Genomic DNA, 22801 nt, shown 5'->3' with positions numbered 1-22801 from the left:
GGTCAGCTCCCCTCGGGGCGGTCGTAGAACACCCGCTCGGCCACGGCCCGCGCCCGCCGGGTGACGCGCCGGTAGTCGTCGAGGAACTGGCCGGCGTCGACGTCGGGTCCGTAGCCGCAGGCGCGGGCGACGCCGCTGAGCTCCAGCCCCTGCCGCGGCAGCTGGTCCCCGGGGCGGCCGCGGACCAGGAAGACGGCGTTGCGTGCGCGGCTGGCCAGCTCCCAGGCAGCCCGCAGCGCATCGGCCTGATCGGCGTCCAGCAGGCCGGCGGACCGCAGCGCTGCCAGCGCGTCGACGGTCGGGGTCACCCGCAGCGCCGGCACCGCGGCGGCGTGCTGGAGCTGCAGCAGCTGCACGGTCCACTCGACGTCGGCCAGCCCGCCGCGGCCCAGCTTGGTGTGCGTGGCCGGGTCCGCGCCGCGGGGCAGCCGCTCGCTGTCGACCCGCGCCTTGATCCGGCGGATCTCGGCCACCTGCTCGCCGGTCAACCCGCGATCGGGGTAGCGCAGCGGGTCGACGAGCGCGACGAACGCCCGGCCCAGCTCCTCGTCCCCGGCGACCGGCGCGGCCCGCAGCAGCGCCTGCACCTCCCAGATCGACACCCAGCGCTGGTAGTACTCGGCGAACGCCGACAGGCTGCGGGACAGCGCCCCCTGCCGGCCCTCGGGCCGCAGGTTGGCGTCGACCTCGAACGCCGGGTCCGGCGCAGGCTCGGCCAGCAGGCGGCGCAGCGTGTGGGCGATGGAGTTGGCCGCCTGCGCCGCGCGGGACTCCTCGGCGCCGCCGCGCGCCCGGTGCACGAACAGGACGTCGGCGTCCGACCCGTAGCCCATCTCCGCCCCGCCCAGCCGGCCCATGCCGATGACCGCGAGGTCGGCCGGCACGTCCTCGGGCGCCACGCCCGCCTCGGCCGCCCAGTGCCGCACGGCGGCGTCCAGGCCGGCCTGCAGGGTGGCGACGGCGACGTCGTGCAGCGCCCGGCCGACCCGGACGACGTCCAGCCGGCCGAGCAGGTCCGCGCAGGCGATCCGCAGCAGCTCCTGGCGGCGCAGCGAGCGCAGCACCCGCACCCCGGCCGTCGCGTCGCCGGCCCGGGCGACGGCCTGCCGCCAGGCGGAGGCGAGCGTGCCGGCCGAGCGCGGCTCCAGCTGCGCGTCGTCGCTGAGCAGCCGCATCGCCTCGGGGGTGCGGGTGAGCAGGCCCGCGACGTACTGGCTGGAGCCGAGCAGCAGCGCGAGCCGCTCGGCGGTCTGCCCCTCGTCCCGCAGCAGCCGCAGGAACCACTGGTCCCGGCCCAGGGCCTCGCTGACCCGGCGGTAGGCCAGCAGGCCGGCGTCGGGGTCGGCGCAGGCGGCGAACGTCTGGATCAGCACCGGCAGCAGGTACCGCTGCATGGACGCCGAGCGGCTCAGCCCGCCCGTCAGCGCCCCCATGTGCCGCAGCGCGCCCTCCGGGTCGGCGAACCCCAGCGCCTTCAGCCACTCCCCCGCCGCCTTCGGCCCGAGCGCCAGCTGCTCGCCGGGGACCTTGGCCACCGCGTTGAGCATCGGCCGGTAGAACAGCTTCTCGTGCAGCCGGCGCACCACCCGGGTGTGCAGGGCGAGCTCCGCGCGGAGCACCTCCACGGAGTCGCCGCGGGCGTCGGGCTTGTAGCCCAGCGACCGGGCCAGCCAGCGCAGCTGGTCGTCGGCCACCGGGATCAGGTGGGTGCGCCGGAGCCGGAGCAGCTGGATGCGGTGCTCGACGGTGCGCAGGAAGCGGTAGGCGGCGATCAGCGTGGCGACGTCGTCCCGGCCGATGTAGCCGCCGGCGCCGAGCACGGTGAGCGCGGGGATCGTGCCGCCGACCCGCAGCGAGACGTCGGCGCGGCCGTGCACCAGCTGCAGCAGCTGCACGCTGAACTCGACGTCCCGCAAGCCCCCGCGGCCCAGCTTCAGCTCCCGGTCGGCCTGCGCGGCCGGGATGTGCTTCTCCACCCGGCGGCGCATCGCCTGGATCTCCCCGACGAAACCCGGCCGGTCACCGGCCTTCCAGACCATCGGCCACAGGGCGTCCACGTACTCCTGGCCGAGCGCCGGGTCACCGGCGACCGGCCGCATCTTCAGCAGCGCCTGGAACTCCCAGGTGCTGGCCCACTGCTCGTAGTAGGAGCGGTGCCCGGCGAGGGTGCGCACCAGGACGCCGGCCTTGCCCTCCGGCCGCAGCGCGGCGTCGACCTCCCAGGCGGCCTGACCGCAGATCCGCATGAGCGCCCCGGCGACCCGGGTGGCGGTGGCCAGCGCCGCCGGCTCGTTCCCGCCGCCGGGCGCGTCGGCCAGCGCCTCGGCGACGAACACGACGTCGACGTCGCTGACGTAGTTGAGCTCCCGGCCGCCGGTCTTGCCCAGCGCGATGACCGCCAGCCGGCACGGCGCGGCCCCCTCGGGCTGCTCGGCGACGGCCAGCGCCAGCCCAGCGGTGAGCACGGCCCCGGCGATGTCGGCCAGCTCCGCGGCGACCTCGTCGGCGGGCAGCCCGTCACCGAGGTCGCGCCCGGCCACCGACAGGACCGCCCGCAGGTAGGCGTGCCTGAGGTCGCGGACGCGGGCGGGCGCGCTGTCCGGGGCCGCGGCGCCCAGGCCGACTCCCCACGGCGGGTCGTCCGGGTCGGCGCCGACCGCGAACAGCATCTGCTGCTGCAGCTCGTGGGCGCTCGGCCGGGCGGACCAGCGGTCCTCGGTGTCGAGCACGACCCAGTCGCCCGGACGGGCGACCAGGTGGTCGGCGAGCCCGGCGGAGGCGCCCAGCACGGCGAGCAGCCGCGAGCGCAGCTGGCCCGAGCCGCGGAGCCGGGCGAGCAGCGCGGCGGCGGGGCCGCCGTCGGGGTCGTCGGCGTCCAGGGCCTCGACCAGCCGGGACAGCGACCTGAGGGCGAGGTCGGGGTCGCCGGCGCGGGCCAGCGCCGCGACCACCGGGCCGGCCTCCGGGTCGGCGGGCTCGTTGCGGTCGAGGTCCCACAGCCCCAGCGACGGGTCGGACAGCAGCCGCGCGGCGCGGGCGCCGTCCTCGAACCCGAAGCGGACCAGCCGGACGACGGCGCGCCGCGGCACCTCCTCCTCGGGGGTCGGCCGGGGCACGGTGGTCACCGTCAGTTCCCCACCGGCGCCGGTCGGCGGCGGGCGTGCTCCTGCACCAGGGCGGCGAACCGTCCGGCGAACGGCGCCCACACCTCGGCGACGTCGGGGTGGACGGCGGCCGCGCGGGCGCAGATGGTCTCGATGTCCAGCCCGCTGGCCGCGACGCCGACCGTGTCGCTCTCGGCCCACTGCCGGATGATCGCGTCGTCGGTCTCGATGTGGAACTGGATGCCGTACACGTGCTCCCCGACCCGGTAGCCCTGGTTCGGGTACATGACGCCGCTGGCCAGGAGGGTGGCACCGGCCGGCAGCCGGTCGATCTCGTCGTGGTGGAACTGCAGCACGTCCGGTGAGAGCGGCAGCGGTCCGAACAGCGGGTCGGCGTAGGCGGCGTCCCGCTTGGCGACCAGGGTCGCGCCGACCTCGGGGCCCTCGACGCCGACCCGGGTGCTGCCGCCGCCGACCTGGGCCAGCAGCTGGGCGCCGAGGCAGACGGCCAGGGTCGGGAGGTCCTCGGCGACCGCCGTCGCCAGCAGCGCGCGCACCCCGACCAGCTCCGGGGACACCTCGGCCGGGTCGAGGGAGGACTGCGGCCCGCCCAGCACCAGCAGCCCGTCGTGCCCGGTCAGGTCGGCCGGCAGCGGGTCGCCCGCGCTGAGGTGCCGCTCGTCGAGCTCGAGCCCCGCCTCGCGGAGCCACTGCCCGAGGCGGGCCGGCGGGTCGGTGTGGTGCGGGACGACGACGAGCAGACGGGCCACGCGTCGCAGCGTAATGAGGGCACCCAGGGCTGGACTGGAACGGCCTCCTCGCAGGGTCCCGGGCCGAGCCTGCGAGGCCCGGGGGCGAGGAGGTCCTTCCTCAGAGGCCCGGCAGGTAGCGCCGCAGCTCGAACGGGGTGACCTCGCGGCGGTAGGTGCCGAACTCCTCCCGCTTGTTGCGCAGGAAGTGGTCGAACACGTGCTCGCCGAGTGTCTCCGCGACCAGCTCGCTGCGCTCCATCGTGGTCAGCGCCTCGCCCAGCGACACCGGGAGGTCCCGGTAGCCGGCGGCGCGGCGCTCGGTGTCGGTGAGCGACCAGACGTCGTCCTCGGCCTCCGGCGGCAGCTCGTAGCCCTTCTCGATGCCCCGCAGCCCGGCGGCCAGCAGCACCGCGAAGGTCAGGTACGGGTTGCACGCCGAGTCCGGCGACCGCACCTCGACCCGGGCGGACTGCCCCTTGTTCGGCTTGTAGGACGGCAGCCGGACCAGCGCCGACCGGTTGGCCCGGCCCCAGGTGGCCGCGGTCGGCGCCTCCGTGCCGGCGAGCAGCCGGCGGTAGGAGTTGACCGTCTGGTTGGTGACCGCGGTGTACTCGCCGGCGTGGGCGAGCAGCCCGGCGATGAACTGCTTGGCCGTCGCCGACAGCCGCATCGGGTCGGCCGGGTCGTGGAAGGCGTTGCGGTCGCCCTCGAACAGCGACAGGTGGGTGTGCATCGCCGAGCCGGCCAGCTCGGTGAACGGCTTGGGCATGAACGTCGCGTACACGCCCTGGGCCAGCGCCACCTCACGGACGACGTGCCGCAGCGTCATGATGTTGTCCGCCGTCGACAGGGCGTCGGCGTAGCGCAGGTCGATCTCCTGCTGCCCGGGGGCGACCTCGTGGTGGCTGAACTCCACCGAGATGCCCATCGCCTCCAGCGCGAAGACCGCCTCGCGGCGGAAGTCGTGCGCCACGTTGTGCGTGGACAGGTCGAAGTAGCCGCCGGTGTCGGCCGGCTCGGGCGGGCTGCCGTCGCTGGGGAGGTTCTTGAGCAGGAAGAACTCGACCTCGGGGTGCGTGTAGAAGGTGAACCCCATGTCCGCGGCCTTGGCCAGGGTCCGGCGCAGCACGTGCCGCGGGTCGGCCCAGGCCGGCGAGCCGTCGGGCAGGAGGATGTCGCAGAACATCCGCGCGGTGTCGCTGGCCTCCCCGCGCGCGGCCGGCATCACCTGGAAGGTGCCCGGATCCGGCTTGGCGAGCATGTCGGACTCGTAGACGCGGGCGAACCCCTCGATCGCCGAGCCGTCGAAGCCGATCCCCTCGGCGAAGGCCGCCTCGATCTCGGCGGGCGCGACGGCCACCGCCTTCAGGTACCCCGACACGTCGGTGAACCACAGCCGCACGAAGCGGATGTCGCGTTCCTCCAGGGTCCGCAGGACGAACTCCTGCTGGCGGTCCATGCTCGCCATGGTGGCCTCCGGACGTGACGGGGTTGTTACGACGCCACCAGCCTGCCTGGTGGGGTGACCGGGCACAGCAGCACCCCCGCTCGATGCCGCCCGGGGACGCCGTGGACGGCTCCGGACGGCCACCGCCGTCCTACGATGGGGACGTCGTCAGGGCGCTGCGGTCCCGGGCACGAGCGGCGCGACCGGCCCGGCGCGGGCGGCGGAGGCCGAGATGGACGTCGTGCTCGCGGTGCTCGTGCTGGCGGTGCTGGGTCTGCTGACGCTCCTGGGCGGGAGCGTCCGGGTGGTGGACCAGTTCGAACGTGGAGTCGTCCTGCGGTTCGGCCGGCTGCACGGTGAGCCCCGCGGTCCCGGGCTCACCTTCATCGCCCCGGTCGCCGACCGGCTGCACAAGGTCACCATGCAGGTGGTCACCATGCCGGTGCCCGCCCAGGAGGGCATCACCCGGGACAACGTCACCGTGAAGGTCGACGCGGTCGTGTACTACCGGGTGTACGACCCGGTGCGCGTCGTCGTCGACGTGCAGAACTACCAGGCCGCGATCGCCCAGGTGGCCCAGGCCTCGCTGCGGTCGATCATCGGCAAGAGCGACCTGGACGACCTGCTGTCCAACCGCGAGCGGCTCAACCAGGGCCTGGAGCTGATGCTGGACAGCCCCGCGGTCGACTGGGGCGTGCACATCGACCGGGTGGACATCAAGGACGTCGCCCTGCCGGAGTCGATGAAGCGGTCGATGTCGCGGCAGGCGGAGGCCGAGCGCGAACGCCGCTCCCGGGTGATCACCGCCGAGGGCGAGCTGCAGGCCTCCCGCAAGCTCGCCGAGGCCGCCGGGGTCATGGGCGAGCAGCCCGCGGCGCTGCAGCTGCGCCTGCTGCAGACGATGGTGGAGGTGGCGGCGGAGAAGAACTCGACCGTCGTCCTCCCCTTCCCGGTCGAGCTGCTCCGCTTCCTGGAGCGGGCCACCCCTCCCGAGCCCGCGCCGCCGGCCGCGAACGGCCGCGTGCCGGCGCCCCGGCCGGCCTCGCTGACCGACGGCGGGTGACCCCACCCCCGACCTGCGGCGCCCGGTGTACTTGGATCTGGCCGACGGCACCGGTCGCCCGGCCGAGCGCGGTCACCTCAGGAGGAGCAGGCATGACCGAGTCGGTTCTCTACGGCGGCCAGTCGACCGCCCGGGTGCGGGTGCACCACCTGCAGCAGGCCAAGGAGCGCGGTGAGCGGTGGGCGATGCTCACCGCCTACGACACCTACGCCGCGCAGGTGTTCGAGGACGCCGGCATCCCGGTGCTGCTGGTGGGCGACTCCGCGGGCAACGTGGTGCTCGGGCACAGCACGACGGTCCCGGTCACCGTCGAGGACATGCTGCTGCTGACCAAGGCGGTGACCCGGTCCACCCGGCGGGCGCTGGTCGTCGCCGACCTGCCGTTCGGCAGCTACGAGTCCGGGCCGCAGCAGGCCTTCGACACCGCCGTCCGGCTGATGAAGGAGGGCGGTGCGCAGGCGGTGAAGCTGGAGGGCGGCGTCCGGATGGCCCCGCAGATCGAGCTGCTCACCCGCTCGGGCATCCCGGTGATGGCGCACGTGGGCTTCACGCCGCAGAGCGAGCACGTCCTCGGCGGCTACCGCGTGCAGGGCCGCGGAACGGGCGCGGAGCAGCTGCTCGCCGACGCGCACGCGGTGCAGGAGGCCGGGGCGTTCGCCGTCGTGCTGGAGATGGTGCCGGCCGCGATCGCCGGCCAGGTGACCAAGGAGCTGGCCATCCCGACCATCGGGATCGGTGCCGGGCCGGACTGCGACGCGCAGGTGCTCGTCTGGCCGGACATGGCCGGTCTCAACGGCGGGCGGGTGCCGAAGTTCGTGAAGAGGTACGCGAACCTGCGGGGTGAGCTCCTGCGGGCAGCACAGGAGTACGCCACCGAGGTGCGGACCGGCGTCTTCCCGACCGCCGAGCACTCGTTCGACTAGTCGCCCTGCCGGGCCCCACCGCCACCAGGAGCGTGCCCACGCTGCGTGGAGCCGCCTGATGAGGAGCCCGTAGCCGACGGCGTTCAGCCCGACCGCCGCGGCGTAGATGCCGACCTGGGTCCCCGTCGCCGCCACGTCCAGCCCCAGCGGGGTGAAAACGTGGTGGCCGAGGAACCCGCCGTCGTAGCCGGGCTGCCCGGCCTGCGCCCGCAGCGCCAGCTCGAGGTCGGTGAGCGGGCAGTCCGCGCCGGCGAGGTTGACGGCCAGCACCGCCAGCGCGACCGGCGCGTGCACCAGCACGAACCGCGGCCGGCGCAGCGCGACCAGCGCGCCGGTCAGCATCACCAGCACGACGACGCCGTGCAGCACGGCCACGGCCGCCGCGAGCAGCAGCACGGGGCCGAGTCTGGCACTCCGGCCCCGCTGCAGGGGCCCCGCCGCCGGCCCCGGTGAGGCCTCTCTGCAGGGGCCCGCGCCGAGCCTGCGAGGCGTGGGGTGACGGTCCTCCGCAGGGGCCCGCCGCGAGCCTGCGAGTGGCGGGGGGCGGAGGGGTCCTTCGGCCTTCGTCAGACGTCGGTGACGCGGATCCCGGCGTGCGCCTTGTACCGCCGGTTCACCGAGACCAGGTTGATCGTGAGCGCCTCGACCTGGCGGGCGTTGCGCAGCCGGCCGGCGTAGATCCCGCGCATGCCCGGCAGCCGCCCGGCGAGCGCCTGCACCAGGTCGGTCGCCTCCCGGCTGTCGCCCACCACCATCACGTCGCCATCCAGGGTCGGGACGGAGACGTCCTCGAGCAGCACGGCGGAGAGGTGGTGGAAGCCGCCGACGACGGCGCTGTCCGGCAGCAGCGCGGCCGCCTGCTGGCAGACGCTGCCCTCGGGCACGTCAAGCGCGTAGGCGCCGAGCTCGTCCCAGCCCATCGGCACGACGCAGTCGACGACGACCTTGCCGGCGAGGGGCGTGGCCAGCTCGGTCAGGGTCGCGGCGTGCCCGGCGTAGGGGACGGCGACGACGACGAGGTCCGCGGCCCCGGCGACGTCGACGTTCGACCCGCCGCGCACCGACACCTCGACCCCACCGGCCGCGGCGCCGGCCCGGACGGCGACCTCGGCGGCGACCTGCGCGGCGCGCTCGGCGTCCCGGGAGCCGAGCAGGATCCGCTGCCCCGCGGCGGCCAGCCGCACGCCGAGCCCCCGGCCCTGCGGCCCGGTGCCCCCGAGCACCCCGACCACGAGGTCCTCCACCCCACGTCCGTCCGTCACGACCCCTCCTGCCCGCGCTGGGCCGCCCGGCCGGGCGTGCCGCTCGCGACGATCATCCACGGCGCCCCGGCCGGGGACCGGCCGGCCCGGGTCAGCTCCGGCCCTGCTCCCAGGCCTCGTCCGCGGCGTCGGCCTGCTCGTTGCGCTCGGCGACCTTCTGCAGGGCCAGCTCGGCCTCGTGGCGCGTGGCGTACGGGCCCAGGCGGTGCCGCTCCGCGCACCCGTCCTTGGTCTCGACCGCGTGGTGCTTCAGGCAGTAGAACCACCATCCCTGCTCCACCGTCGTCTCCCTCCGTCGGAAGGCGGGTCCGCGCCCGCCTCGTGATCGCATGCCCCGCCCGGACCCCCGTCACGCGTGGACGCTTCCCTGGTCCGGTGTCCGTTCCCCGAGGCGACGCACCGGGAGGGGCTTCTGCCGGAGGCCGCGCTACGGCATCCTCACGCCATGGCGGGGGCTCACGCACCGGGCAACAGGCACCAGTCGCGGGTCCCGGTCGGGGTCGTCCCGGGGCACGACCAGCCCAGCCGGAGCGACAGCCGGCTGGTGGCCTGGTGCCTGGCCGGGCTGCTGGCGGCCGGGGCCGCCGTCGGCCTCACCAACCTGTTCGTCGAGGGCGTGCTGCGCGAGGGGGCCAGCCGCCCGGCCTACGTGGCCGCCCTCGGCGCGGCCGTGCTGACCGCCGGTCTGCTGGTCTGGCGGCAGCGGGTCAGCCCGGCCGCGACCGCGGGCCTGGTCGCCCTCGGCGACGGGCTCTACGTCGTGATCGGCTGGTCGACCACCGACCCGCTCCGCTACGCCGCCCCGATCGGCCTCCTGTTCACCTGCTTCGTCGCCGCGTGGTTCCTGGGGCCGCGGGTCCTGGCCGTGCAGATGGCCGCGGTGGTCGGCGCCTGCTGGCTGGTGCTGGCCGACAACTACGACGCCGTCGGCCAGCTGGTCGTCCAGGTCGCGGTCAACGCCGGCACGCTGAGCGGCGCCATGCTCGGCATCTTCCTGCTGCGCCGGCGGGTGGAGGCGCTGCTCGCCGCGACCCTGACCCTCTCCTCCACCGACCCGCTGACCGGCCTGGCCAACCGCCGCTCCCTCGTCGAGCAGGCGCCGCGCATCTGGAAGCAGGCCCGCCGTGACGGGCAGCGGGTCGCTGCGCTGGTCCTCGACCTCGACCACTTCAAGCAGCTCAACGACGCGCACGGCCACGCGGTGGGCGACGCCGTGCTGCGCGCGGTGGCCGACGCCCTGTCCGCCACGGTCCGCCCCGCCGACGTGCTGGCCCGCACCGGCGGCGAGGAGCTCGTCGTCCTCGGGCTGGTCGCCGACCCGGCCGAGGCCCGGCACCTGGCCGAGCGCCTCCGGCTGGCGGTGTCCGGCAGCAGCGCCGGCCGCGAGCACCGGGTGACCGTCTCCATCGGCGCGGCCCTCACCCGCCCCGCCGACGGCGACCAGCCGGCCGACGAGCTGTGGCGGCTGGTCGACCGGGCCGACGTGGCCATGTACGCGGCCAAGCAGGACGGCCGGGACCGGGTCCGCCTCGCCGCGCCGGGCGTCGTCGTGCCGGCACCGCGGCAGGCCGCCCGCCCCACCCGCAGCGCCGGGCCGGCCGGCGGCGCGGCCTGACCTCCCCGTCCTCCGGGCAGCGGCCGGGCGGGTCTGCTTTCCTGCCCTCATGACCTCGTCCGCACTCCCCCGCCCCGGCCTCCGCGACGACCCGGACCCGTGCCGGACGGTGCCGCTGCCGCTGCGCGAGCAGGCCGACGTCCGGGACCGCTGGCTCTCCCAGCGCCTGCTGGACCTGCTGCCGGGGCTGATGGACCGGGCGGGCATCGACCTCTGGGTGGTCGTGGCGCGGGAGTACAACGAGGACCCGGTCCTCCCGACGCTGCTGCCGGCGACCTGGCTGTCGGCCCGCCGGCGCACGATCCTGCTGTTCCACCGCAGCGACGACGGGGTCACCGCGGCGGCGGTCTCCCGCTACCCCGTCGGTCAGTTCCTGCCGGCGTGGGAGGCCGACGAGCAGCCCGGGCTGAGCCCCGCGCAGTCGCAGTGGGCCGCCGTCCGCCGGTTCGCCGACCAGGCGGCCCCCCGGACGATCGGCATCGACGTGTCCGCGGTGTTCGCGCACGCCGACGGGCTCTCGGCCACCGAGCACCGGCTGCTGCTGGCGGCGCTGGGGCCGCACGCGGAGAAGGTGGTGCCGGCCCAGGACCTCGTGGTCGGCTGGCTGGAGACCCGCCTGCCGGAGGAGATCGCCGTCCTGCACGCGATGAACCGGCTCGCGCACCAGGTGATCGACGAGGCGTACTCCCCCGCCGTCCTCACCGTCGGGCGGACCACGGCCCTCGACGTCGCCTGGTGGATCCGGCAGCGCTTCGCCGACCTCGGGGTCGACGGCTGGTTCCAGCCCACCGTGGGCCTGCAGCGGGCCGGGGTGCCGCTGAACGACGAGCGCGGCACCGTGCTGCCCGGCGTGCCCTACGACGCGGTGATCGAGCCCGGCGACCTGGTGCACTGCGACGTCGGGCTGTCCACCCTCGGTCTGACCACCGACACCCAGCGCAACGGGTACGTGCTGCGCCCTGGCGAGACCGGGCCGCCGCCGGGGCTGGCGGCCGCCGTCACGGTCGGGAACCGGATGCAGGACCTCACCACGGCGGCTCTCCGGCCCGGGCGCACCGGCGACGAGGTGCTCGCCGCCGCGCGGGCCGCTGCCGCCGCCGAGGGCATCGACGGCGACGTGTACTCCCACCCGGTGGGAGTGCACGGCCACGGCGCCGGGCCGGCGATCGGGCTGTGGGACCAGCAGGACGGTGTCCCCGGCGCCGGCGCGGCCGAGGTGCACCCGGACACCGTGTGGGCGCTGGAGCTGTGCGTGCGGGTGCCGGTGCCCGAGTGGGGCGGGCAGCTGGTGCGGATGGCGCTGGAGCAGGGCATCGCGCTGACCGCCGCCGGTGTGGAGTACCTCGACGGGCGGCAGACCGAGCTCATCCTCATCCCGCCGGGGTGATCCCGCCGCGGGCGGCGCCGAGCTCCGCTCGCAGCGCGCGGACCTCCGCGGCCAGCACGCGCACCTCGTCCCGCAGCAGCAGCGGCAGCAGCACCGCGAGGCCGTCGATCCAGTTCTCCCGGACGAACCGCCAGCGCTGCTCGGCGAGCACCAGGCGCACGACGTAGTCGACGAGGGGCACCGGCCAGGCCACCAGCGTGACCCCGCGGAGCGCGGCCAGCAGCCAGCCGGGCAGGTCGGGGCGGAGCACGCCTCAGGCGTAGGCGACGACGAAGAGGACGGCCAGGCCGACGAGCGGCCACTGGCTCAGCTCCTCGTACCGCCGGCGCAGGGCTTCCCGGTCCACCCGGTCAGTCTGGCCGGGTCCGTCCTGGCGAGGGCGCACGAGGGGGTCGTCGCCGGGCGCGCCCGGAGGAGAATCGGCTCTCACGACCGCCGCGACTCGACATGGGAGGCATCGTGACCACCCTCGACGACGTGACCCACCTCGTGCGCGACTACGGCCGCCTGTGGGACGCCGACGCTCCCCCGGACCTGGTCGACCGGGTGTTCGCTCCCGAGGTCGTCGACCACGACCCGCAGCCCGGCCAGCGGCAGGGACGGGAGGGCCTCCGGCAGCTGCTCCAGCTCTACCACGCCGTCTTCCCCGACCTGCGCCTGACGGACGACGACGTGCTCGTCTGTGCCGACCGGGGCGTACTGCGCTGGCACGCGACGGGCACACACGAGGGCGACCAGCTCGGCGTCCCGGCCACCCACCGGCAGATCCGGTTCGCCGGCATCGACATCGTCCGGGTCGAAGGTGGCCGCGTGGTCGAGCGATGGGGGTACGGGAACGACCTGCAGGTACAGCAACAGCTCAGCTGACCGGCTCAGGACCGGTCGCCGCGCGCCCTCGCCGTCGCCTTGTCGTTCGCCTTCTGGATGGCGTCGACCAGCTGGTCCTTCGTCATCGACGACCGGCCGCTGACGTCGAGCTCCCGGGCGACGTCCATCAGGTGCTCCTTGGTGGCGTTGGCGTCGACGCCGCCCTTGGTCTCCCGGTTCGTGTCCCGGCCGCCCTCGGCCTGCGGGTCGCTGGGGCCCTTCTTGCCATCCTCCTTCGGCTGCCAGTGGTCGCCCACCTTCTCGTGGGTGTGCTTGACCGCCGACCAGGCGACCTGGTTGGCCCGCTGCTCGTCGCCGTACTGCTCGGCGGCGGAGTCGTGCGCCTTGGCGAAGGTGCGCTGCGCCTTCTCGTCGGACCGCTCCAGGGTGCTGGGGAGCTCGTCCTTCCTCGCGTCCCCGCTCTTGGTCGTCTTCGGAATCGGGACCTCCTCGGTCAGGGCAGGTCCGCGGTCTCCGCGGACTGCCGGTGCGCTCCCTGGGCGTCGTCGGGGTCGGCGTGGATGGTGCGTTCCTCGGACTCGGCGAGGATCAGCTCCGCCTGCTTCTCCGGGTCGGCGCTCTCCCCGACCGAACGCTCCTCGGGCAGCAGCTGCGCCCGCGTCTCGACGTTGCGCTCGGTCACGTTCGCGTGCGCCTCGGGGGACGGCTCCTTCATGCTCGGCATGCCGGATCCCTACCCCTCCTCCCCCGAGGCGACGCGTTCGGTGATCAGAAGCGCTGTTGCTCCGTGCCGAGGCCCAGTGCCTCGGCGACCTCCTGGACGTTGGTGAACTGCCGGTCGGCGGGGAGCCGGCGCAGCGCCGACAGGACGCCGTCCGGCGCGTTCGACTCCTGCGCCTTGCCGACCAGGGTGTCCCGGTCGGCCGGCCAGACCTCCTTGCCCAGCGCCTCGGCGATCGCGGAGCGCCGCTCGACGTCGGCCGGGTCGGTGCCGGGTGAGGTGGCGGGCTGGTGCGGGTCGGTCATCGGGATGTGGTCCTCTCGTCGGGCGATCGCGTCAGCTGGGGGTGGAGTCGTCGGTGTAGCGCAGGACGGCGGCCACCGGGGCCCCGTCCGGCAGCGCCGACCGCGGGACGACGACGACCCCTGCGTTGCTGCCGACGGCGGCACGCAGCAGCGCCCGGTCGGCCGGCACCTGCGCGGCGTCGGTGACCCCGAGCGCGGCCATGTCCTCCTGGCTCAGGCCGATCTCCAGCGGGCCGGTGCCGATGTACAGCTGCTCGTCGCCGGGCTCATCGGCGAGCACCAGCGTCTCCACCTGGGCCTTGCGCAGCGCCTCGACCACCGGCGCCGTCCCGGTGAGCGCCAGGCCGTGGGCGGTGGCGGCCTCGACCTGCTCGAGCACCCGGGCCTGCTCGGCCGCGTCGTTCTCGGCGACGAGCTCCTCCACCCGCTGGTCGATGACCGAGCGGTCGGCGCCCTCGGCGCGGCCGCCCTCGTCCATGTCGACCAGCACGTCCTGGATCTTCGGGGTGGCCCGGTCGGTGAAGATCTGCCGGGCGCGGATGTCGCCGGCGACGAGGACGAAGCGAGCACCGGACTCCTCGACCAGGGTGTCGATCTCGTCGACGACCTGCTGGACGTTGGAGATCCAGACGTTCTCCGCGGTGTGCTGGTACCGGTGGTGGGCCCAGCCGCCGACCTGGACCTTGCGCATCAGGTGGGTCTCGCCCTCGATGGTCTTCTCCAGCGTGGGCAGCCCGGGGGCGGTGGCCACGGTGATGTCCGCGCCGACCCGGTCGGCGACGACCACGATGTGCGGGATCCGGCCGGGCAGCGCGCGCAGCACGGTGACCAGGTCGGGCAGCGGCGACCACTCAGCGGTCTCGGTCCGCGGCGCGGCGGCCAGCGGAGCGTCGAAGAGCACGGTGCCGTCCGGCCCGGCGACGACGGCGCGACCGCGGTAGGTGCCCGCCTCGCCGCCCTCGTTCCCCTCCAGCAGCCGCCCGCGGACCGCCTCGACCACGGCCTCGGGAGCCCCCTGCTCGGTGAGCTGGTCGGCGAGGGCGCGGACCCGCAGGTCCAGCTCGGCGTCGGCGTTCTCGGTGATGTGCGTGACGTCGGCACACACGGTGGCGAACGGGCCTGCGTGGTCGGTCACCGACGCCAGGAAGGTCACGTCCATGGGACGGGCAGCTCCTCTGTGTGTGTGGTCGGCCGGCCCCTGCGTCAGGGCCCGCTCGCTCTGCGCCAGCGCCTACCCACCGCCCCTCGCCTCACACGCGGTGTGTCAGGTCACCGAGGCCGGGTAGCCGGTCTGCCGACACGTTCGCGCGACGCACGAAGGAGCCGGGATGACCGAACGCACCGACCTCCCGTTGCCCGACTACGACCACCTGCCCGTCGGCAGCCTGCTCACCCGCATCCGCACGCTCGACGCCGATCAGCTGCAGCAGGTCCTCGGCTACGAGCAGTCGCACGCCAACCGGGTGCAGGTGGTCCAGGCGATGAACCACCGGCTGGGCGCGCTGCAGTCGGGTGCCCAGCCGTCCGGCGGCGACCCGGCTGCCGCGCAGCCCGAGCACGCCGCGGCCGCGTCCGGCGGTTCCCCGGTCTCGGAGGCGACCTCCGGGCCGCCGGTGAACCCGCCGTCGCACGGCGACCCGACGAACCCGGCCCAGCCGCGCTCCACCGGCTGACGCGCACCCCTGGGGCAGGAGTGGCCACTTCTGCCCCAGGGGTCAGCCGAAGGCCTTCGCCATGTCCAGGGCGGCGGGCCCGAGCAGCACGATGAACAGGGTGGGGAGGATGCACAGGATCAGCGGGAAGATCACCTTCACCGGGATCTGCATCGCCTTCTCCTCCGCCCGCTGACGGCGCTTGAGCCGCATCTCCTGGGCCTGCGTGCGCAGCACGTCGGCGATCGACACCCCGTAGGCGTCGGCCTGGACCACCGCCCGGATGAACCGGGCCAGGTCCGGGACCGCCGTCCGCTCGGCCAACGACAGGTAGGCGTCCCGGCGGGGCTGACCGACCGCGATGTCCTGCAGGGTCCGGGTGAGCTCCTCGGCCAGTGGCCCCCTGCCGTTGGCCGCGGCCCGGGCCATGGCCGACTCGAAGCCGAGGCCGGCCTCGACGGCGATGGTCATTTGGTCCAGCGTGTCGGCGAGCTCGAGGCCGATGGCCTGCCGGCGCTCCTGGCCGCGGCTGTACAGCAGCAGCTCGGGCACGACGTAGGCGACGGCGGTGACCACGGTGCCCAGCAGCCCCATGACCGGTCGGGGGTCGGCCAGGAACACCAGCAGGCTGAGCCCGCCGGCGACCGCGGCCAGCACCAGCTTCGCGGCGACCAGCCGCGGCACCGGCCAGGCGGCCGGTCGGCCGGCCGTACCGGCCAGCCGGTCCAGCCGCGCGACGGTGCCGCGCGGGGTGAGCGACCGGACCAGGCGGGCCGGTGCGCCGGGCCGGGCCCGCGTCCCCCCGGCGCCGGGGAGGTGGATCCCGCGGACGAGGTTGTCCCGGCTCTGCCGGGCGACCGGGTCGGGGCGGGCGAGCACCGCCCAGCCCAGCAGGGGGACCGCGAGGGCGACGGCGCCGGCGGCAGCGAGCACGAGGGGCGGCAGGCTCATCAGAACCGGATCGCCACGGTCTTCTTGAGCCACAGCCCGCCGACGGTCAGCATCACCACGACGGCCACGAGCATCCCCCAGCCGGCCGGGCTCTGGGTGAACTTCCCCAGGTAGGCGGGGTTGGCCACCGAGAGGAAGCCGAGCACCCCGAACGGCAGCGCCATCAGCACGACCGCCGACAGCTTCCCCTCCGCTGACAGGGCCTTGACCTGGCGGCGGATGGCGTTGCGCTCCCGGATCGTGTGGCCGACCGTGTCTAGCACCTCGGCGAGGTTGCCGCCCACCTCGCGGTGGATGGCGATGGCCTGGGCGATCCAGGTGAAGTCGTCGCTGCCCATCCGCGCGGCCACCTCGTCCAGCGCGTCGGCGAGGTCGCGGCCGACCCGGGTCTCGTTGACGATCCGGGTGAACTCCTCGGCCGTGGGGGACGCCGCCTCCTGCGCCACCGAGTCCAGGGCGCGCAGCAGGCTGTGGCCGGCCCGCAGGCTGCTGGCCATGAGCTGCAGGGAGTCGTCGAGCTGGTCGGCGAAGGCGGCTCGGCGCCGCGCGCTGCGGACCCGGATCAGCAGCCGGGCGCCGATCGGCGTGAGAAGACCGAGCAGCAGGGCGAGGAGGACACCGCCCAGCAGCACGCCGAGCGCGGCCATGCCCAGGGCGGCCAGACCGGTGAGCAGCACGAAGTCCGAGAGGCTCGTGGAGATGCCGGCCCGTTCCAGCGCCGCGGTACCCGCCGCGACCCTGCCCCGCTTGACCAGCAGCCGCTCGACCGCCGCCCCGGCGGTCGCGCCCGCCCCGGCCAGCGCGGACGCCGGCGGCGCGACCGAGGGGTCCAGCCGGCTCAGCGGCACCCGGGACGGACCGGCCGGCAGCACCGCGAGCGCGAGGAGCAGCAGCGCGGCCGTCGCGGCGGCCAGGCCCCCGACCAGCAGGACCGGGGACATCAGGACCAGCTCCGCGCCCGGGGCGGCTCCGCGGCGCCGAACACCCGCGGCGAGAGGGTGACCCCCAGCTCGGCGAACCGGTCGGTGAACCTGGGCCGGACGCCGGTGGGCACCGGCTTGCCCAGGAACCGGCCGGCGGCGTCCACGCCGGCGGAGTAGTCGAAGAGGAAGGCGTCCTGCAGGGTCACCGTCTCCCCCTCCATGCCCTGCACCTCGGTGACGTGGGTGACCCGGCGGGTGCCGTCGCGCAGCCGGGTCAGCTGGACGATCACGTCCACGGCGGAGGCGATCTGCTCGCGGATGGCGCGCAGCGGCAGGTCCATGCCGGCCATGAGGACCAGCGTCTCCAGCCGGGCGATCGCGTCCCGCGGGGAGTTGGCGTGCACCGTGGACAGCGACCCGTCGTGACCGGTGTTCATCGCCTGCAGCATGTCGAGGCTCTCGCCGCCGCGGCACTCGCCGACCACGATCCGGTCCGGCCGCATGCGCAGCGAGTTCCGCACCAGGTCGCGGATGGTGACCGCGCCCTTGCCCTCGATGTTGGGCGGCCGGGACTCGAGCCGGACCACGTGCTCCTGCTGGAGCTGGAGCTCGACGGCGTCCTCGATGGTGACGATGCGCTCGCCCTCGGGGATGAAGGACGAGAGCACGTTCAGCAGCGTGGTCTTCCCGGTGCCGGTGCCGCCGGACACGATGACGTTGAGCCGCGCCTCGACGCAGGCGTGCAGCAGCTCGGCCATCTCCGGCGACAGCGTGCCGAAGCCGATCAGGTCCTCGACGCCGAAGGGGTCCTTGGCGAACTTGCGGATCGTGAGCGTGGAGCCGCTGAAGGCCAGTGGCGGGATGATCGCGTTGACCCGGGAACCGTCGGCCAGCCGTGCGTCGACCAGCGGGGAGGACTCGTCGATGCGGCGGCCGACCCGGGAGACGATCCGGTCGATGACCCGGCGCAGGTGCTCCTCCGAGGTGAACCTGGAGGCGGTGCGGGTCAGCTTGCCGTGCTGCTCCACGTAGATGGCCTCCGGCCCGTTGGCCATGATCTCGGTGACCGTCGGGTCGTCGAGGAGCCGCTGCAGCGGCCCGAACCCGAGCACGTCGTCGGCCAGCTCGGCGGTCAGCCGCTGCCGCTCCTCGGCGCTCAGCGGCACCTTCTCCGCCTCGACGACCTCGTCGAGCTCCCCCAGGACGATCGCCCGGAGCGCGTCCTGGGTCAGGCTGGGGTCGTTCATCCGGCTGCCCATGCGCTCGAACAGCGCCTTGCCGACGCGGTCCTTGAGCTTGGCCAGCGCATCGGTCGGCGGCGGGCCGACGGGTCCGGCAGGCCCGGGTGCCACCGGCGCCGGAACGCCCACCGGGGGCACCGGCGGCAGCCCGCGGGCCACCTCGAGTCGGTGCGCGAGGTTCATCAGGAGGCCGCCCGGTGCCGGGCGCGCGGGCGCTTGGGGCTGACCAGCGGCGTCGCGGCGAAGCGCGCGACCAGCCGGCGCAGCTCCTTGGTCATCGGGTCCCGGCGGCCGCTCTCGAGCAGCGGGACACCCTGGTTGGTCGATGCCGGGACCGCCGCCGAGCGCGGCAGGACGACGTCGACACCGATGCCGATCGTCGTCTCGACGTCGCGCACCGACAGGCCGCCCTTGGGGTCGGCGAAGTTCATGACCACGTGCCGGCCCGCGGGGATCATGCACAGCTCGCGCAGCACGTCCAGCTCCTTGCGCAGCCCGCGGACGCCGGGGACGTCCATGCTGCTGAGCATCACGACGTCGCTGGCCCGGTCCAGGGCGGCGAGGGTCTGCTCGGAGAGCCCCGGCGCGGTGTCCACGACGACGTAGCGGAACTCCCGCGCCAGCAGGGCGAGCAGCCGGCCGACGTCCTCCCCCGTCACCGAGTCCCCGGCGGCCGGCGACTCCGAGCCGCACACGGCGTAGAGGCCGCTGGGGTGCTGGGTCAGGAACGTCTTGAGCACCATGGTGTCCTGGCTGGCCGGCCCGCGGACGGCGTCGGGCAGCGTGTACTCCGGCACCAGCCCGAGCGCGGACGCGACGTCGCCGAACTGCACGTCGAGGTCGACGAGCACGGTCGACTGCGGCGCCGAGGAGGTCAGCCCGATGGCCAGGTTGGTGGCGATGGTGGTCTTGCCGACCCCGCCCTTGGGTGAGGCCACGGTGATGACCCGCCCGGTGTAGCGGGCGGTGTCCTCCACCGGGCGCAGGACCCGCCGGCGACCCGCGGCCGCCCGGGTGGCCCGCTCGAGGGCGGCCCGGATCTCGGCGGCGTCCGAGGCGGGGTCCAGCAGGTCCCGGATGCCGGCGCGCATGGCCGCCTGCAGGAGCTGGGGATCGGGCCGGGCGACCAGCAGGACGCTGATGCCGGGGCACTGGACGTCCAGCCGGGCGGCCAGGGTCAGCACCTGCTCGGTCGGGGCGTCGGGCCCGATGACCAGGACCTCGGGGAGCTCGCCGTCCAGGAGCTGCTCGAACAGCCGTGCCGGGTCGCCCGGCAGCCGGCCGGCGGGCAGCACGTGCAGGTCACCGTCGGCGGCGGTGTGCACCCGCTGGCGGAGGTCGTCGCCCGCGGCGGCCAGGACCACGCTGGTCATGAGAAGTCCTTTCCGTACACGTTGTCCGGGGTGATGACCTCGGTCTCGTCCAGGTCGGCCGTCGCCGGCTCCAGCGAGAGCCAGACGCTGCCGTGCTCGGCGCCGAACACGACGCCCTCGGCCTGCTCGGCGGTGAGCGCGAGGGTGACCATCAGGCTGGCGCTGGGCGCCGCGGTGCCTGCGGAGGCGGTGTCGGTACCGCCGTCCGACGCGCTGCCGGCCGGCACCGGCGCCCCCTGCACCTGGGTGACGAGCACCCCGTGCAGCACGGCGTGCGTGGTCGCGCCCTCCTCGAGGGAGACGAACACGCCCACCCGGTCGCCGGCGACGAGCCGACCGCCGACCGCCCGCTGCGGTTCGAGCAGCACGCTGACCTCCTCGGCCCCCGCGGGGACGGCGACCGTGCCGGGCGCCTGCAGGCTCTCCGGGGCGGCGAAGCGGCTGCCCAGCAGTTGCTCACCGGGCTGCAGGTCGACCGTCGTCACCTCCCCGGCGAGCGCGGCCAGGTCGGTGACCCGGCCGGCCACCGCGGCCTTCGCGGGCAACTGCTCGGTGCGCACGAGGGAGGACAGGTCTTCCGCGCGGGTGCCGGCGGCCACGGGCTGGTCCACCACCAGCACCTGCACGGTGTCCATGCCGGCCATGGCCCGCGCGTCGGCCCCGTGGGCGTAGGCCAGCAGGACCACCCCGCCCACCAGGGCCAGGACCAGCGCCGCCGCGGCGGCGAGGAGTCGACGTCTCACGGTCGCAGCCCCTATCGGATCAGTCGGAGGATCGAGGCCCCGGTGTCGGGGGCGTCGGCGGTGTAGGTGAACCGCTCGGAGAGGTCGACGTAGCGCACGAAGTAGCCGGCGACGCAGCGGGCGTTGCCCGTGCACGGCTCGGGGCTGGTGCGGAAGTGGCTGCTGCCGAGGTGGTAGCCGGTGAGCTTGAAGGCCGCGTACCCGGAGACGTGGTACCAGGCGTTGTCCCCCGTCCCGCCGGCGTCGTCGAACAGCGGCAGCAGGACGACCTTCCCCAGCCAGGCCGAGAAGTCGGCACCGGAGCAGGGCGAGGGGACGGAGTTGCCCGTCGAGGACGGCACGAGCTGGTTGCGCGCGCTGGTCGCCTGGCACCTGCCCGGGTCGGTGTCGAGGTAGGCGAAACCGCCGGGGACGGCGTTGCCGGAGGGTCCGGTGCAGCCGGTCCCGTCCGTCTTGGTGAACAGCACCGTGGCCGGCGTCGTCCTGGACAGCCCGCCGACCTGCTGCGAGAACGCGCACCAGGAGAAGGTCAGCGGGAGGACTGCCGTGCCGGCGCCGGGAGCGCCCCAGGCCACGGTCGCCGAGGCCGACACCGCGCTGGAGTCGTACCCGATGACAGGGGCGAAGAAGTGCTGCACCGGTGTGCTGCCGTCCACCGTGACCCTCAGCGGATCGGTCTGGAGCACGGGCGGGGCGGCGCTGGCACCTGCGTCGTTGGCCGCGACCATCGCCGAGGCGGTGGCCACCATGTCACCGCACGCCCCGCGTGCGCAGTCCTGCGCGACGGCCAGGGCAGCGGCATCGGCGGCGACCTGCAGCCGCGCCCGCTCGGCGTAGAGCGCGCCGACGTCGACGGCGATGGCGGCGAAGCCCAGCATCGGCACCATCAACAGGGACAGCACCACCGCGGCCGCGCCGCGTTCGCCGCGGACCCGACGGGTCAGCCGTTGCATCGCATGACCCCCGTTCCGCTGAGTTGGACACCTGCACCGAAGAAGCCGGTCAGGTAGGGCATCCGGTAGTCGATGGTCACCCGGACGTTGGTCGGACCACCGCTGGCCGGGCAGGTCACCGGGATGAGGACCTGGGCGTTCGTGACGGCCGGCCGGAGCGACGACGCGGCGTTCTGCACCGCGACGCGAGCCGCGGCCGGGTCGTTCTGCAGCGCCATGACGCGCACGCCCTCCCGGGCGGCGGCCGACAGGGTGCCCTGCACCTGGAAGGCGTGGCCGAACTCGGCGATGCCGAGCACGAGCACGATCAGCAGCGGCACGATCAATGCGAACTCGACGGCGCTCGCTCCGCGCTCGCCGCTCAGCGGTCGTGCCATCTGCTCCCCCTCCCGTCGTGCAGCGGCGCGGCGGTCCCGCGGGGGGACCGCCGCGCCGGGCAGCCGCGACTGGCGTCTGTCGTGCAGGTCAGCCGCCGGCCGGGGCGCCGCCCGGCAGGGCGTTGAGGATCTGCGTGAACAGGCCGTTGAGGCGGCCGCCGAGCAGGCCGACCGTGACGATGATGGCGACGGCGATCAGGCCGACCATCAGGCCGTACTCGACCGCGGTGGCACCCCTCTGCTCACGCTTGAGGCGGTCGGAGGTGACGGCGACCAGGGTGTACAGGCTGGTGTAGAGCTGAGTCACGATGGGCTCCCGAGTGGTGTTCGCCGGCTGGACCCGGGTCGGTCGACCCGGCCGTGCGGCTGCACCGGAACCATCGGGTGGTCGTCGGCCGGACCTGAGCGACACCACCCGACCGTGGCACCGCGTTCCACCATCGGAGTGCCATGAGTGATGACTCGATCACACAGTGTTGCGATCAGCTCCCCGTCAGCGCCACGGCGACGGCTGCACCCACCAGCATCGCCGGGCCGAAGGGCAGGTCGCTGTCCCGGCGGACGCGCCGCAGCGCGAGCAGCACCAAGGCCCCTCCGGCCTGCACGACGAAGCCGGCCACCGCTCCGACCAGGACCGCGTCCCAGCCCAGCCACCCGAGGTGCAGGCCCAGGACCGCGGCCAGCTTGACGTCGCCCATGCCGAGCCCGCTCGGCGAGAGCACCGCGAGCACCAGGAAGCCCGCGAACATCGCGGCGGCGCCCAGCAGGGCGCGGAGCAGCGCCGTCCACTCCCCTGTCGCCGCAGCGGCGAGGGTGAGGAGGACCGCCCCGGCCGCCAGTGCCGGCAGCACCACCCGGTCGGGCAGCAGCCGGTGGCGGGCGTCGACGACGGCGAGCAGGACCGCTGCCGTCGCCAGCACCAGGAACGCCGGCAGCTCCGCGGACGCACCGAAGCGCAGGACCACCAGGACGAAGACGGCGGCCGTCGTCAGCTCCAGGGCGGGCCGCGGCAGCACGACGACGCCCGGCCGGAGGAGGTCGCCCAGCCGGACCGGCGCCGGCCAGGGGAAGCGTCCCGCCACCCGGTTCACCAGCACGCCGACGGCCAGTCCGAGGGCGGCCGCGGCCGGCACGAGGAGCAGGGGCACCCCGGCACCCTGACACGATCGCGGCCGCGGGCC

Annotated in this window: 25 protein-coding genes and 1 pseudogene; 6 read left to right on the top strand and 20 right to left on the bottom strand. The window is 74.9% G+C overall.

The genetic code is table 11. The annotated features are described in order from the left end of the window. Positions 1–2: 2 nt before the first annotated feature. The 3 genes from HL189_RS07710 to glnA form a co-directional block, all read right to left on the bottom strand. Positions 3–3125 carry a bifunctional [glutamine synthetase] adenylyltransferase/[glutamine synthetase]-adenylyl-L-tyrosine phosphorylase gene (locus HL189_RS07710; protein WP_369133108.1) on the bottom strand — a complete coding sequence of 1041 codons (3123 nt, stop codon included), beginning with the start codon at positions 3123–3125 and terminating at the stop codon, positions 3–5. A 2-nt stretch (positions 3126–3127) separates the two neighbouring features. Continuing rightward, complete coding sequence (locus HL189_RS07705; protein ID WP_369133107.1) at positions 3128–3874, bottom strand: type 1 glutamine amidotransferase; 747 nt, start codon at positions 3872–3874, stop codon at positions 3128–3130. A gap of 100 nt (positions 3875–3974) precedes the next feature. After that, positions 3975–5315 (bottom strand): type I glutamate--ammonia ligase, encoded by a 1341-nt coding sequence (gene glnA / locus HL189_RS07700; RefSeq protein WP_369133106.1) that lies wholly within the window; start codon positions 5313–5315, stop codon positions 3975–3977. Positions 5316–5535: 220 nt separating this feature from the next. On the opposite strand from glnA, the gene HL189_RS07695 reads away from it, so the two are divergent. Continuing rightward, positions 5536–6366 carry a slipin family protein gene (locus tag HL189_RS07695; RefSeq protein ID WP_369133105.1) on the top strand — a complete coding sequence of 277 codons (831 nt, stop codon included), beginning with the start codon at positions 5536–5538 and terminating at the stop codon, positions 6364–6366. A 92-nt stretch (positions 6367–6458) separates the two neighbouring features. Beyond that, positions 6459–7289 (top strand): 3-methyl-2-oxobutanoate hydroxymethyltransferase, encoded by an 831-nt coding sequence (panB, locus tag HL189_RS07690; protein WP_369133104.1) that lies wholly within the window; start codon positions 6459–6461, stop codon positions 7287–7289. Positions 7290–7421: 132 nt separating this feature from the next. Here panB and HL189_RS07685 read toward each other — a convergent pair. From HL189_RS07685 to HL189_RS07675, 3 genes and pseudogenes are all read right to left on the bottom strand, one after another. Next, positions 7422–7631, bottom strand: a pseudogene (locus HL189_RS07685) (DUF2784 domain-containing protein); the annotation flags it as partial. A 224-nt stretch (positions 7632–7855) separates the two neighbouring features. After that, positions 7856–8551: an NADPH-dependent F420 reductase gene (gene npdG, locus HL189_RS07680; RefSeq protein ID WP_369133103.1), complete on the bottom strand. Its 696-nt coding sequence runs from the start codon at positions 8549–8551 to the stop codon at positions 7856–7858. Positions 8552–8642: 91 nt separating this feature from the next. Then, positions 8643–8831 carry a hypothetical protein gene (locus HL189_RS07675; RefSeq protein WP_369133102.1) on the bottom strand — a complete coding sequence of 63 codons (189 nt, stop codon included), beginning with the start codon at positions 8829–8831 and terminating at the stop codon, positions 8643–8645. Positions 8832–8996: 165 nt separating this feature from the next. Between HL189_RS07675 and HL189_RS07670 the strand changes: the two genes are divergently transcribed. Next, entirely contained in the window at positions 8997–10166 is a 1170-nt protein-coding gene (locus HL189_RS07670) for a diguanylate cyclase (protein WP_369133101.1), read from the top strand. A 49-nt stretch (positions 10167–10215) separates the two neighbouring features. Then, positions 10216–11553 (top strand): M24 family metallopeptidase, encoded by a 1338-nt coding sequence (locus tag HL189_RS07665; RefSeq protein WP_369133100.1) that lies wholly within the window; start codon positions 10216–10218, stop codon positions 11551–11553. Here the strand turns inward: HL189_RS07665 and HL189_RS07660 are convergent. Further along, a complete protein-coding gene (locus HL189_RS07660; RefSeq protein WP_369133099.1) occupies positions 11537–11803 on the bottom strand; it encodes a hypothetical protein in 267 nt (88 codons plus the stop codon). The genes HL189_RS07665 and HL189_RS07660 overlap by 17 nt on opposite strands. A 209-nt stretch (positions 11804–12012) precedes the next feature. Between HL189_RS07660 and HL189_RS07655 the strand changes: the two genes are divergently transcribed. Continuing rightward, entirely contained in the window at positions 12013–12420 is a 408-nt protein-coding gene (locus HL189_RS07655; RefSeq protein ID WP_369133098.1) for an ester cyclase, read from the top strand. 5 nt (positions 12421–12425) lie between these two features. Here HL189_RS07655 and HL189_RS07650 read toward each other — a convergent pair whose 3' ends face one another. From HL189_RS07650 to HL189_RS07635, 4 genes are all read right to left on the bottom strand, one after another. Beyond that, positions 12426–12806, bottom strand: a complete 381-nt coding sequence (locus HL189_RS07650; protein WP_369133442.1) for a ChaB family protein — start codon at positions 12804–12806, stop codon at positions 12426–12428. A gap of 68 nt (positions 12807–12874) precedes the next feature. Next, positions 12875–13105, bottom strand: a complete 231-nt coding sequence (locus HL189_RS07645) for a hypothetical protein (RefSeq protein WP_369133097.1) — start codon at positions 13103–13105, stop codon at positions 12875–12877. A 44-nt stretch (positions 13106–13149) separates the two neighbouring features. After that, entirely contained in the window at positions 13150–13407 is a 258-nt protein-coding gene (locus tag HL189_RS07640) for a DUF2795 domain-containing protein (RefSeq protein WP_369133096.1), read from the bottom strand. Positions 13408–13438: 31 nt separating this feature from the next. After that, on the bottom strand, positions 13439–14566 hold the full coding sequence (locus HL189_RS07635) for a Vms1/Ankzf1 family peptidyl-tRNA hydrolase (protein ID WP_369133095.1): 1128 nt from the start codon (positions 14564–14566) through the stop codon (positions 13439–13441). Between the two features lie 169 nt (positions 14567–14735). On the opposite strand from HL189_RS07635, the gene HL189_RS07630 reads away from it, so the two are divergent. Continuing rightward, positions 14736–15080, top strand: coding sequence for a hypothetical protein (locus tag HL189_RS07630; RefSeq protein WP_369133094.1), 345 nt, complete (start codon positions 14736–14738; stop codon positions 15078–15080). 42 nt (positions 15081–15122) lie between these two features. Here HL189_RS07630 and HL189_RS07625 read toward each other — a convergent pair whose 3' ends face one another. The 9 genes from HL189_RS07625 to HL189_RS07585 all read right to left on the bottom strand — a co-directional run bounded on the left by HL189_RS07625 (position 15123) and on the right by HL189_RS07585 (position 22768). Next, the gene (locus tag HL189_RS07625) at positions 15123–16010 is read right to left on the bottom strand and encodes a type II secretion system F family protein (RefSeq protein WP_369133093.1); all 888 of its coding nucleotides are present in this window, start codon (positions 16008–16010) and stop codon (positions 15123–15125) included. Further along, a complete protein-coding gene (locus HL189_RS07620) occupies positions 16010–16951 on the bottom strand; it encodes a type II secretion system F family protein (RefSeq protein ID WP_369133092.1) in 942 nt (313 codons plus the stop codon). The genes HL189_RS07625 and HL189_RS07620 overlap by 1 nt, the downstream gene beginning before the upstream one ends. Then, complete coding sequence (locus HL189_RS07615) at positions 16951–18357, bottom strand: CpaF family protein (protein ID WP_369133091.1); 1407 nt, start codon at positions 18355–18357, stop codon at positions 16951–16953. Before HL189_RS07615 ends, HL189_RS07620 begins: the two co-directional genes overlap by 1 nt. Further along, positions 18357–19547: a CpaE family protein gene (locus tag HL189_RS07610; RefSeq protein WP_369133090.1), complete on the bottom strand. Its 1191-nt coding sequence runs from the start codon at positions 19545–19547 to the stop codon at positions 18357–18359. The genes HL189_RS07615 and HL189_RS07610 overlap by 1 nt, the downstream gene beginning before the upstream one ends. Continuing rightward, positions 19544–20290: a Flp pilus assembly protein CpaB gene (locus HL189_RS07605; RefSeq protein ID WP_369133089.1), complete on the bottom strand. Its 747-nt coding sequence runs from the start codon at positions 20288–20290 to the stop codon at positions 19544–19546. Before HL189_RS07605 ends, HL189_RS07610 begins: the two co-directional genes overlap by 4 nt. 11 nt (positions 20291–20301) lie before the next feature. Next, positions 20302–21243, bottom strand: a complete 942-nt coding sequence (locus HL189_RS07600) for a pilus assembly protein TadG-related protein (RefSeq protein ID WP_369133088.1) — start codon at positions 21241–21243, stop codon at positions 20302–20304. Continuing rightward, positions 21231–21620 carry a TadE/TadG family type IV pilus assembly protein gene (locus HL189_RS07595; RefSeq protein WP_369133087.1) on the bottom strand — a complete coding sequence of 130 codons (390 nt, stop codon included), beginning with the start codon at positions 21618–21620 and terminating at the stop codon, positions 21231–21233. Before HL189_RS07595 ends, HL189_RS07600 begins: the two co-directional genes overlap by 13 nt. Positions 21621–21708: 88 nt before the next feature. Further along, the gene (locus HL189_RS07590) at positions 21709–21927 is read right to left on the bottom strand and encodes a Flp family type IVb pilin (protein ID WP_369133086.1); all 219 of its coding nucleotides are present in this window, start codon (positions 21925–21927) and stop codon (positions 21709–21711) included. A gap of 175 nt (positions 21928–22102) precedes the next feature. After that, a complete protein-coding gene (locus tag HL189_RS07585; protein WP_369133085.1) occupies positions 22103–22768 on the bottom strand; it encodes an A24 family peptidase in 666 nt (221 codons plus the stop codon). Positions 22769–22801 lie beyond the last annotated feature (33 nt).

This window comes from Modestobacter sp. I12A-02662, from assembly GCF_041028325.1.
Lineage (GTDB): Bacteria > Actinomycetota > Actinomycetes > Mycobacteriales > Geodermatophilaceae > Modestobacter.
The sequence above is the reverse complement of the archived record's forward strand: the minus strand, read 5'-3'. Positions and strand labels throughout refer to the sequence as shown.

Coding starts and splice junctions, on each gene's coding strand:
- HL189_RS07600 (WP_369133088.1), bottom strand. CDS start 21,243: ATGCAACGGCTGACCCGTCGGGTCCGCGGCGAACGCGGCGCGGCCGCG.
- HL189_RS07620 (WP_369133092.1), bottom strand. CDS start 16,951: ATGTCCCCGGTCCTGCTGGTCGGGGGCCTGGCCGCCGCGACGGCCGCG.
- HL189_RS07625 (WP_369133093.1), bottom strand. CDS start 16,010: ATGAGCCTGCCGCCCCTCGTGCTCGCTGCCGCCGGCGCCGTCGCCCTC.
- HL189_RS07615 (WP_369133091.1), bottom strand. CDS start 18,357: ATGAACCTCGCGCACCGACTCGAGGTGGCCCGCGGGCTGCCGCCGGTG.
- HL189_RS07665 (WP_369133100.1), top strand. CDS start 10,216: ATGACCTCGTCCGCACTCCCCCGCCCCGGCCTCCGCGACGACCCGGAC.
- HL189_RS07670 (WP_369133101.1), top strand. CDS start 8,997: ATGGCGGGGGCTCACGCACCGGGCAACAGGCACCAGTCGCGGGTCCCG.
- HL189_RS07595 (WP_369133087.1), bottom strand. CDS start 21,620: ATGGCACGACCGCTGAGCGGCGAGCGCGGAGCGAGCGCCGTCGAGTTC.
- glnA (WP_369133106.1), bottom strand. CDS start 5,315: ATGGACCGCCAGCAGGAGTTCGTCCTGCGGACCCTGGAGGAACGCGAC.
- HL189_RS07695 (WP_369133105.1), top strand. CDS start 5,536: ATGGACGTCGTGCTCGCGGTGCTCGTGCTGGCGGTGCTGGGTCTGCTG.
- HL189_RS07635 (WP_369133095.1), bottom strand. CDS start 14,566: ATGGACGTGACCTTCCTGGCGTCGGTGACCGACCACGCAGGCCCGTTC.
- HL189_RS07645 (WP_369133097.1), bottom strand. CDS start 13,105: ATGCCGAGCATGAAGGAGCCGTCCCCCGAGGCGCACGCGAACGTGACC.
- HL189_RS07610 (WP_369133090.1), bottom strand. CDS start 19,547: ATGACCAGCGTGGTCCTGGCCGCCGCGGGCGACGACCTCCGCCAGCGG.
- panB (WP_369133104.1), top strand. CDS start 6,459: ATGACCGAGTCGGTTCTCTACGGCGGCCAGTCGACCGCCCGGGTGCGG.
- HL189_RS07640 (WP_369133096.1), bottom strand. CDS start 13,407: ATGACCGACCCGCACCAGCCCGCCACCTCACCCGGCACCGACCCGGCC.
- HL189_RS07630 (WP_369133094.1), top strand. CDS start 14,736: ATGACCGAACGCACCGACCTCCCGTTGCCCGACTACGACCACCTGCCC.